The sequence below is a fragment of the Wolbachia endosymbiont of Tetranychus urticae genome (genome assembly GCF_046529255.1).
Lineage (GTDB): Bacteria > Pseudomonadota > Alphaproteobacteria > Rickettsiales > Anaplasmataceae > Wolbachia.
The window spans coordinates 801,715-811,612 of record NZ_CP114181.1 but is presented as its reverse complement, the minus strand read 5'-3'; the positions used below and the strand labels follow the sequence as shown (position 1 = coordinate 811,612).

The following is a 9,898-nucleotide window of genomic DNA, read 5'->3' as shown; positions in this document are numbered from 1 at the left end:
TTCTACAAAGAAAGAATTTTCTTTATATCACCTTTGCAGTCCATTTCCATGCAGAGTTGAATGTTCATATTGTGATCATCTATATGGAAATTATAAATGTAAGTATCACCAGTGAAATTTCCTATAACATCATGGCTTTCATTTAGCATTTCACCTGCCATGTGGAAAAGACCAGTGTCTGAGTTAGAAGAATAATCTGTAAACTTGATGTACCCGTTACCACATTCCTGTTCTAGATTTAAAGGTGGATTAGTAAAATCTATTTCGTTCATAATTGCCTCATATTAAAATTAAATTATAGTTAAAATAAGATGTTAAGTCAAGAATTTAGAATAAGCTTGGTAGCTGACTATAATTTGCATTTTAATTGTATATTTTGTTAATATGTTAATGCTATAATAATACAGAGCTCCCTATATTAATTCTTGACTTTATTCTATAAAATTTATACTTTATTTACTGCTGCAGTTTAAGTATACAGGGTCAAAATGGCGTTAAATCCGCTAGAACAATTTAAAGTATATACAATAATAGAACTACCAAAATTATTTTGGTATGACATAAACTTTACCAACTCATCTCTTTTTATGATGATCTCGGTGATATTGATGGTACTGTTTTTGCTCCTTGGAATAAGAAAAGGTGCAGTAATACCAGGATATTTGCAAGCTGCAGTTGAATATGTATATGATTTTGTTGTTTCAATAATAGAAAGTAACACTGGAAGCAAAGGTTTGGAGCACATTTCTTTGATATTTACAGTATTTATTTTCATTTTATCGTGTAATTTAGTTGGCGTTCTTCCTTATAGTTTCACAGTTACAAGTCATGTGATAGTTACCTTCGCTTTATCAATGGTGGTTTTTACTTATATAACGATTGTTGGGTTTAAAGAAAGAGGAGTAGAATTTTTACGCATATTGCTACCAAAAGGAACTCCTTCGTGGCTTGCACCTATAATCATCATTATTAAATTATTTGCTTATTTAGTAAGACCGATTAGTTTATCAATAAGGCTTGCAGCAAATATGATTGCGGGTCATACGATCATCAAAGTAATAGCAGGATTCATCATGAATATGAACATATTTCTTACTCCTGCACCTTTTTTGTTTATAATTGCACTAATAGGATTTGAAGTATTTGTTGCAGTTTTACAAGCTTATATATTTACTATATTAACATGTGTATATTTGTCAGATGCAGTAAAGTAATTGACTTCCTTGCAGAATATTTTACAATTATATTATAAAGAAATAGTTAAAGGTAATATATGGACTTAGTGGCTTTAAAATTTATAGCAATTGGTTTCGCTGTGTTTGGAATGCTCGGTGCTGCTTTAGGTATAGCTAATATCTTTTCTGCTATGTTAAATGGGATTGCAAGAAATCCTGAATCAGAAAGTAAAATGAAAACTTACGTTTATATTGGTGCTGCCATGGTTGAAATCATGGGGTTACTTGCGTTCTTACTTGCAGTGTTATTGATATTTGCTGCTTAACAGATGCCACAGCTTGATATTTCAACTTTCTCTTCTCAAATTTTTTGGTTTTTAATTTTTTTCTCTTCACTTTTTTTTGTAGTGAGTTGTTTGTTTTTACCGAAGTTAGATGAAATAATAAGCACTAGAAGTAAAGAAGTGTTAGATTCATTTAATAGTTCTATTCGCCTTTTAAGACTTACAGAAGAGCAAATTGCCAAGTATAATGCAGCTTTAAATCAAGCTAGAGTACGGGCAAAAAAAATCATAGATGATGCATTTGCTCAAGTAGAAGAAATGAGAGCGAATGTTAAGGATATATTGGAAGAGGAAGACAAGAAGATGATTAAACTTGTTGAAGAAAAGGTAATACAATTTAAATCTAAGTATATTAGTGAATTAAAACAAATGGCTACTAGTATTGCTTTGATTTACTATACTAAGTTAACTAATTCTGAGATTGAAGAGGAATTTGTTGCTGATTTGGTATCCAAAGAATTTTAGGGTTTTTATGTCTACATTACTAGTTATAAGCCTTGCTTTTTTAGTAGGTTTTATCCTCTCATATAAATTGCTAAGGAAGGTAATAAAAAACGCGCTTAACAATAAACGTAACAAAAGCAAGTTTTCAAGTGAAGAAACTGAAAAATTCAGAAAAGATATGTTGGAGTATTACAAAAAATCTTCTGAAAAATACAAAAAATTAGATGCAGAAGTTAACAAAATGATGAATGAAGCACTTGATAAGGCTAATAGTATTATTAAGCATAATAGACAGCAACTCGATCAAACGTTAGATGAAAATTCCCATTCTAATTTGAAGAAAGTTACTGACCAAGTTGAAAAAGCTCTTGGGGATTTACAAGCTAATACAGCGAGTATAGCTGCTGATGCTGTAAAAAAAATAATGCATGAACGTAAAGATGATAAGCGTAGTAGTGAGGTTATATCTTCGTTTTCACGTGACTTGAGCAAAAAGTTGCATTAAGTTTAATGCCTGTACTTCAAACTGATAATGTAGAAAAAATTAAATTTGATTCTAGTTTATGCAAAGAACAAGAGAAACTTTTCTACTATAGGTTTAATATAATTCCTTGGCAAAAATTAAATGATACTACTTTTTTTGTGGTTGAAGACATAAGCCAAGATATCAACCTTTGGGTCGAATCTCATTACGGTATTGAATATGTATTGATAAAAGTAGATAGCAAACAGATTTTAAATCTTCTTAACTCACACTTTGGTATTTCAGAATTCGCAAGTAACTACTTATATTATAAGAATCCTAATTTTTCAGCTAAAAGCATTAGGCTCAGTTCAATCTTTTTTTCCTCTTTCTTTGTTATGATTTCGACTTTAACACTGACAAAAAAATATGCATATTTTGCTTTGGTGTTGATATTTATAATCGGATGTTCTAGTTCTTTATTCAAATTTGTAACTAAAATTTTTGGCTTGCGTAAAATTTCTAACCAAAAAGCAGATTATGATAAGATGAATGAACCTATATATACTATTTTATTGCCTGCTTTTAAAGAGAATGCGGTTATAAAGCAATTGATTAAGAGCATTGAAAGTTTGGATTATCCAAAATCAAAATTAGATGTAAAGCTTGTGATAGAGAGCGATGATCAAGAAATGTTGGCAGCTATAGAAAAATGCACTTTACCACAGTATTTTGAAGTAATAAAAGTGCCTCATTCTCTGCCTAGAACAAAAGTTAAGTCATGCAATTATGCTATGAGCTTTGCTAGAGGAAAGTATGTGGTAATATATGATGCAGATGACAAGCCAGATCCGTTGCAGTTAAAAAAAAGCACTAATTGAATTTAATAAGGGCGACGAAAAGTTGGCTTGTATACGGGCGAAATTAAATTACTATAACTTTGGTTGCAATTTTCTTACAAAATTCTTTTCTCTCGAGTATATGAACTGGTTTCAATATTTTTTGCCTGGATTTCAAAAAATGAACATGCCAATACCTTTGGGCGGTAGCAGTAACCATTTTTCAGTGGAAATTTTAAAGAAAGTGCTTTTTTGGGATGCTTACAATGTCACTGAAGACGCTGACCTTGGTTTGAGACTTGCGCAAATGGGATATAAAACCAGGATTATTGATTCAGAAACATTGGAAGAATCACCAACTACTGTGTTTGCTTGGATCAAACAAAGAGCACGCTGGATTAAAGGTTATATGCAAACTTATATCGTTCATTTAAAAAATATAAAATTACTTTTTAAGCACACTGGGCTTAAGGGAGTTTTGCTATTAAACCTTTTTGTTGGTTCCTCAGCTTTTATATTTTTCACGACTCCTTTTTTGTTACTTTCATTGGTGCTGACTCAAATTTTGAATGAATTATTCTTATATTATTTTATAATAGTATACGGTATTAACTTGATTTTTTTGATAATAGCTATCAGACAACAAAAAATGCCTTTTTATTTTTATATAGTATCAATATTTTTTCCCGTCTATAGTCTACTACATAGCGTTGCAGCTTTTCTCGCTTTGTGGGAATTTGTTATTCACCCTCAGCAATGGAATAAAACTCAGCATGGATTATGGAAGCAAAACCTGTAGCTATTTGGCTTTTTCTCTGCTCTCTCATGGTGATTTGCATGGTGGGAATTGGTGGATTTACCAGACTTTCAAAAGCAGGATTGTCAATCACGGAATGGAAACCAATTACCGGAACATTGCCACCGCTGAGTGAACAAGACTGGCTAAAAGAAAAATCAAAATATGAAGCTACACCTGAATATAAAGCATTTAATTATGGTATGAGTATGGAAGAGTTTCGCACCATATACTTAATAGAATATGTGCACAGGTTAATTGCAAGGCTGACAGGTTTAGTTTTTATCTTACCATTTATATACTTTACACTAAAAAAAAGAATACCTAAAAATGCAGTAATAAGGTTATCTACAGCACTATTATTTGGAATTTTACAAGCTTTTGCTGGTTGGTATATGGTAAAAAGCGGTTTGGTATCTAATCCTCATGTTAGTCACTATAAGCTTGCACTTCACTTACTGCTTGCGTTGGTTATCTTTGCATTATTGTCATATCAATTTTTTGATTACCAAATCAAACCAAGGCAAACTAAACTTAAGGTTAGTACATGTTACATATGGATAATTTTAATCCTAGTGACAGTACAAATAATCTTCGGTGCATTTGTTGCAGGGCTAAATGCTGGTTTAATTTACAATACCTTTCCACTGATGGATGGACAAATTGTTCCAGAAGATTTATTTTTCTTACAGCCTACATGGCTCAATATCTTTGAAAATAGAGTAACAGTGCAATTCATACACCGGGCATTGGCATTGCTGATATTAGTTCTGACAGCAATACTCACAATAAAAAATGCTAGTGTAAAACCAGCATATATTATGCTACTCTCCGTCATTATTCAGGTAATTTTAGGAGTAGTCACTTTGTTGCTGCATATACCAATGGCCATTGCCATAGCCCATCAAATGTTTTCATTTATCTTATTTGGGTCAGGTTTATATTTCTTGTGTTATTTAAGAAAGCAGATCTAATACCAAATCACCAGTCTGTACATTTTTCCCCTCTGTAACAGGGATATTTTTTATCACCATTTCTGATTCAGCACATATGATATTTTCCATTTTCATTGCCTCCACAACAAAGAGAGGTTGTCCTATTTCTACCTGATCTCCAGCATTTACGTGTAATTTAACTAATAAACCAGATATTGGAGATGTCACAGTGTCTACTGAAATCCCTTCTGTTTTGTTGTTTAGCATTAATTTGCTTAGTTTAGCTACATGAGGTTTCAATACACAACATTTAGCTTTCATACCTGCGTGTCTTATAAAGTATTTGCTGCCTTGCCTTTCTATTTTAAGTGCTATGTTGGTATCGCCATTAATTATGATATGTAGCAATCTATAACTTGATTTCCACCTACCTACCACGGAGTATTTATTGTGGTTATATACTGTTGTTAATGTGTTATCTTGATACTTTGCATTTACGGAGTACTCATTGTCATTTATTTTCACTATGAATAAATCTCTTGCATGGTCATCTGTTGTTTCAATGCCATAAGGTATCATCCGAGTAGCTGACACTGGTGCCTCTTCTTTTTTACTAGATTCCAGTGTCACGCACTGAAATGACACCTGAGTTGTTTCATTTACTGCTTTGTGATAGTACCTTTCTTCATTTTCTAAATGAACATACAGTGCAGCAAAAATAAATATTTTAATATATTCCTCTGTGATAAAATCGCCTTGAAACCCACTGGGATAATGGTCTGGAATGAATCTTGTGTGGAGTTTTGCTGCAATAAAGTTTGGATGATGGAAAATGGATTCTAGAAATTCTATATTATTTGTTACTCCTTCTATATAACATTCAGACAATGCTTTTTGCATTCTGCTGATTGCTTCTATTCTATCTTTTCCATAGGTTATAATTTTTGCAATCATTGAGTCGTAGAACATGCTGATTTCTGAACCGCTAGCTACTCCATCATCTATTCTTACATGACCATTTTCATCTGGTTTGTCGTAATATTTGATTCTTCCGCTGGAAGGAAAAAATTTCTTTGATGGGTCTTCAGCACAAATTCTACTTTCTATTGCAGAACCAGTAAGTTTAATATCATCCTGATTGAATCTCAATTTTTCTCCACAGGAAGTTCTAATCATTTCTTCTACTATGTCTATTCCAGTTATAAATTCTGTTACTGGATGCTCAACTTGTAATCTCGTATTTACCTCAAGAAAATAGAAGTTTTGGTCTTTATCTACAACAAACTCGACAGTACCTGCTGAAAAATAACCAACTTGCTTTGCCAAAGAAACACATTGGGCATACATTTTTTGTCTTACTTCTTCACTAATAAATGGACTTGGAGTTTCTTCCATTATTTTCTGGTTATTCCTTTGTATCGAGCATTCCCTCTCTCCAAGACACACTATATTGCCATATTTATCTGCTATGATTTGTATTTCAATGTGTCTTGGCAGCTCTATATATTTCTCTATAAAAATACTGCCATCTTTAAAACTTTTCTCTGCTTCATTTGTTGCTGATGTAAATGCTAGTTCAATTTCTTTTTTGGAATATACAATTCGCATTCCTTTGCCACCACCACCTGATGCAGCTTTGAGCATAACGGGAAAACCAATCTCTTCAGCAACGATGGCTGCGTGGGCAGCATCTTCGATCTTACCCATATATCCTGGCACTACATTTACTCCAGCTTTTCTTGCCTCTTCTTTTGCTGTTATTTTATTGGCTGCAACTTCTATTGTTTCTGCACTTGGACCAATGAAATCTATGTTATGTTTTTCCAGAGCACGGGGAAAATCTGGATTTTCTGCTAAAAACCCATAGCCAGGATGAACCGCTTCAGCACCTGTTTCAACTGCCACCTCGCATATTTTTTCAATATTTAAATAACTCGGGCAAGAAGGTGAAGGACCAATGTACTTCGACCCATCTGCTTGCCTTACATGCACAGAATTTACATCTGCATCTGAATATACGCATACACAAGATATACCCATCTTGCGCGCAGTTTTGATTATCCTGCAAGCAATCTCTCCTCTATTTGCTATTAAAATTTTACTATACTTCTTTCTTATCATCTTATCAGTATACTTTCTTAAGTTAAGAAAGTAAATTTCTATATTATTCCTTGCAAGTACTTCATGTTGGGGCTAAACCACCCTCTAAAAGTTGCATAACATTAGGATCTGTCACTATAGTACTTTCGTTATAGAGGCCATATACCTCGTTACATGCCTTAAATAACAGATATGAAGACCCTCCAGAAGCTATTGTCGCTATTGAAGCCAACGCAAGAGACTGAGAAACCGAAAATAGAAGATACAAAGATACACACATAGCGATAGCACACACTATAGCCCCTGCTATATATAAGCATAGATGAAACTTCTTATTACATATAAAGCCACATTTTATATCTGCAATTTGCTTAACTTCTTTCCGCTCTGCAGGGTCCAAGAAATAAAGGGGTGATACTGCCTTCTTCCCGTCATCCTTAATATAGCTTTTATCGAGGAGTGCTTCCTTAATATATTTCTTGTTATTCTTAAATTCCTTTTCTAATCTTTTTACTTTTTCCCAATCTTTAGCTTCTTTTGCTTTCTTGACTTTGCTCTCAGTATCTTTTTCTAAATACTTTATGATCCCCTGTAACGCAGATAATAGAAACCCTTTACTTGCTGCTATATGAAATGGGTTTCCATTTTCATCAATTCTATGCTTAGCTACACAAGCAACTCTTTTCTTGCAAGCTTCAATAAATTTATTTTCATCCTCTTTTGTTACAACTCCTCTTGCAATTTCAAATAAATTATCCATATATACACCTCACTGCATTCACTAATATTAAATTATACAATGCAGTTTGTTAAAAATAAATGTAAATTGATCTTTCAAATTTACTATAGTTCCACGTTGTTGCAAGTACAAATTTTAGTTATCATCGGTTACGTTATCACAATAGACAAATATGCCAGGTATAGTCACTAGATTCGCTCCATCACCAACAGGATTTTTACATATTGGAGGAGCTCGTACTGCGTTATTTAATTGGCTCTATGCGCAGCGTCATGGTGGGGAGTTTTTGCTAAGGATTGAAGACACTGACAGAAAACGTTCAACACAAGAAGCAATTGATGCAATAATGGATGGGCTAAAATGGCTTGGAATAAACTATGATGGAGAAATAATATATCAATCGAGAAGAATAGCTAGACATATTGAAGTTGCAAATCTTTTAGTTGAAAAGGGTAGGGCGTATCACTGTTACTGCCCTGAAGATGAAGTTGCAGAAAAGAAGGAAAGAGCAAGAGAAGAAGGAAAAATATATAAGCATAAGTGTACTCATTCGACATCAAGCGCAAACCCTGTTGTCCGTTTCAAAGTGCCAGACTCAGAAGATATTGTTGTTGACGATAAAATATACGGCCAAGTTACAATAAGTAGCGATCAGCTTGATGACATAATAATCTTGCGCTCTGACAATACTCCAACATATATTTTTGCTGTAGTGGTTGATGACCATGATGCCGGAATAACCGATATTATACGTGGCTCTGATCATCTCACTAATACCTTCAAACAATTACTAATATATCAGGCTCTTGATTTTGATGTCCCACGCTTTGCACATGTACCGCTAATTCATGGAGAAGGCGGGAATAAGTTATCTAAAAGACATGGTGCTACAAGTGTTTGCGATTATGAAAAGATGGGAATATTGCCACAGGCAATGCGTAATTACTTGCTAAGACTTGGCTGGAGTCATGGCAACGATGAGATTATTAGCGATGAGCAAGCAATAGGGTGGTTTAATTTGGAAAATATCGGTCGTTCACCTGCACGGCTTGATTTTAAAAAATTAGAGCATTTAAATAATCATTATATTAGTAACATGAGCAATGAAGATATTCTGACTCTAATGCTTAGAGAAAATACTCTAACTGACAAAAAAAAGGGCTATTTACTTCAGGGACTGACAGAGCTGAAAAAAAGAGCAAACTATCTGACCGAATTATTGGATTTAGCAAAATTTTATATTCAAGTTGATTTTAGTGAAGAAGCTCAACAAATTATCAAATCTAACCTCGATATAATTAAGTTACTTGTATCATTTCTTTCGAGTGTAGGTAGTGAAGATTGGAATAAGAATTTTTTATCTGCTAAAATCAAGGAATTTTCGAAGTTATATAATATGAAAATGAGCGATGTATACCACTCATTACGCGCCCCTATAACAGGAGTAATGGATGCGCCTGGAATCATCGATATCATGGTAATTCTTGGGAAAGATGAATGTATAAAAAGATTGCAACAAATTTAAATAAAAAATTACTTGACAGACTCTGGTGGCTTCGTTATAGTGGAAAATGAAGGTTTTTTAGGATCCAAAATCTATCTTCACCTGCAGGTTTTTCACCAAATAATCAAATTTCAGCAAAAAATATATAAGTTTATTTTTGCTAGCTCTTTATTCATATAGGAGGGTTTATGTCTAGAATTCCTGATACTTGACTTTTATTTTTAAGTTAAAAAAACAATTGGCGCCTATGGTTTTCACATTAAATCATTTTAAATTGTTAAAGTTAATACGGCCTTTTTTTTATTGGTATTTTTTTTATATTTTATTATATCATTATACTGTGGTACCATATAGACTTCAGTTTCATGATAAGGGGAGCAGGCTCCGTCTCAGCTATGGAACTAAAAAACGACTATGCATAAGATCTAATGGTGTGTCTAATCTATAGATAATTTTTTGTATTGCTAAGTTAATATTTTATATATCTGTTCAGCAAAGTGGTAAAATAAGGTAGACGAGAAAAGACAACTAAATGAGTGTCATCCCAGTGCCCAGACAC

The 9,898-nt window shown here is 33.2% G+C and carries 9 protein-coding genes and 1 pseudogene; 7 read left to right on the top strand and 3 right to left on the bottom strand.

Going from position 1 to position 9,898, the window contains the following annotated elements; genetic code table 11:
• Positions 1-2 precede the first annotated feature (2 nt).
• Positions 3-272: a hypothetical protein gene (locus tag O1Q06_RS04360; protein ID WP_410543103.1), complete on the bottom strand. Its 270-nt coding sequence runs from the start codon at positions 270-272 to the stop codon at positions 3-5.
• A gap of 216 nt (positions 273-488) precedes the next feature.
• Between O1Q06_RS04360 and O1Q06_RS04355 the strand changes: the two genes are divergently transcribed.
• From O1Q06_RS04355 to O1Q06_RS04330, 6 genes and pseudogenes are all read left to right on the top strand, one after another.
• Entirely contained in the window at positions 489-1,214 is a 726-nt protein-coding gene (locus O1Q06_RS04355) for a F0F1 ATP synthase subunit A (RefSeq protein ID WP_410543102.1), read from the top strand.
• Between the two features lie 59 nt (positions 1,215-1,273).
• Positions 1,274-1,501 (top strand): F0F1 ATP synthase subunit C, encoded by a 228-nt coding sequence (locus tag O1Q06_RS04350; RefSeq protein WP_410543101.1) that lies wholly within the window; start codon positions 1,274-1,276, stop codon positions 1,499-1,501.
• A gap of 3 nt (positions 1,502-1,504) precedes the next feature.
• Positions 1,505-1,984: a hypothetical protein gene (locus O1Q06_RS04345; protein ID WP_410543100.1), complete on the top strand. Its 480-nt coding sequence runs from the start codon at positions 1,505-1,507 to the stop codon at positions 1,982-1,984.
• Between the two features lie 7 nt (positions 1,985-1,991).
• Positions 1,992-2,468 carry a F0F1-type ATP synthase subunit b gene (locus tag O1Q06_RS04340; RefSeq protein WP_010402542.1) on the top strand — a complete coding sequence of 159 codons (477 nt, stop codon included), beginning with the start codon at positions 1,992-1,994 and terminating at the stop codon, positions 2,466-2,468.
• Between the two features lie 5 nt (positions 2,469-2,473).
• Positions 2,474-4,064: pseudogene (locus tag O1Q06_RS04335) on the top strand (glycosyltransferase family 2 protein).
• Positions 4,046-5,035: a COX15/CtaA family protein gene (locus tag O1Q06_RS04330; protein WP_410543099.1), complete on the top strand. Its 990-nt coding sequence runs from the start codon at positions 4,046-4,048 to the stop codon at positions 5,033-5,035. Before O1Q06_RS04335 ends, O1Q06_RS04330 begins: the two are co-directional and overlap by 19 nt.
• Here the strand turns inward: O1Q06_RS04330 and O1Q06_RS04325 are convergent.
• Together O1Q06_RS04325 and O1Q06_RS04320 are read right to left on the bottom strand one after the other, a co-directional pair.
• A complete protein-coding gene (locus O1Q06_RS04325) occupies positions 5,018-7,117 on the bottom strand; it encodes an acetyl-CoA carboxylase biotin carboxylase subunit (RefSeq protein ID WP_410543098.1) in 2,100 nt (699 codons plus the stop codon). The two genes, O1Q06_RS04330 and O1Q06_RS04325, sit on opposite strands and share 18 nt — an antisense overlap.
• Positions 7,118-7,178: 61 nt before the next feature.
• Positions 7,179-7,856 (bottom strand): ankyrin repeat domain-containing protein, encoded by a 678-nt coding sequence (locus tag O1Q06_RS04320; RefSeq protein WP_139686853.1) that lies wholly within the window; start codon positions 7,854-7,856, stop codon positions 7,179-7,181.
• A 151-nt stretch (positions 7,857-8,007) separates the two neighbouring features.
• On the opposite strand from O1Q06_RS04320, the gene gltX reads away from it, so the two are divergent.
• Positions 8,008-9,360, top strand: coding sequence for a glutamate--tRNA ligase (gene gltX, locus O1Q06_RS04315; RefSeq protein ID WP_410543097.1), 1,353 nt, complete (start codon positions 8,008-8,010; stop codon positions 9,358-9,360).
• The last annotated feature ends 538 nt before the right edge of the window (positions 9,361-9,898 follow it).

Excerpts from the sequence above, each read along its gene's own strand:
- O1Q06_RS04345 (WP_410543100.1), top strand. The coding sequence starts at position 1,505 with ATGCCACAGCTTGATATTTCAACTTTCTCTTCTCAAATTTTTTGGTTT.
- O1Q06_RS04325 (WP_410543098.1), bottom strand. The coding sequence starts at position 7,117 with ATGATAAGAAAGAAGTATAGTAAAATTTTAATAGCAAATAGAGGAGAG.
- O1Q06_RS04350 (WP_410543101.1), top strand. The coding sequence starts at position 1,274 with ATGGACTTAGTGGCTTTAAAATTTATAGCAATTGGTTTCGCTGTGTTT.
- O1Q06_RS04360 (WP_410543103.1), bottom strand. The coding sequence starts at position 272 with ATGAACGAAATAGATTTTACTAATCCACCTTTAAATCTAGAACAGGAA.
- O1Q06_RS04355 (WP_410543102.1), top strand. The coding sequence starts at position 489 with ATGGCGTTAAATCCGCTAGAACAATTTAAAGTATATACAATAATAGAA.
- O1Q06_RS04330 (WP_410543099.1), top strand. The coding sequence starts at position 4,046 with ATGGAAGCAAAACCTGTAGCTATTTGGCTTTTTCTCTGCTCTCTCATG.
- O1Q06_RS04340 (WP_010402542.1), top strand. The coding sequence starts at position 1,992 with ATGTCTACATTACTAGTTATAAGCCTTGCTTTTTTAGTAGGTTTTATC.
- gltX (WP_410543097.1), top strand. The coding sequence starts at position 8,008 with ATGCCAGGTATAGTCACTAGATTCGCTCCATCACCAACAGGATTTTTA.
- O1Q06_RS04320 (WP_139686853.1), bottom strand. The coding sequence starts at position 7,856 with ATGGATAATTTATTTGAAATTGCAAGAGGAGTTGTAACAAAAGAGGAT.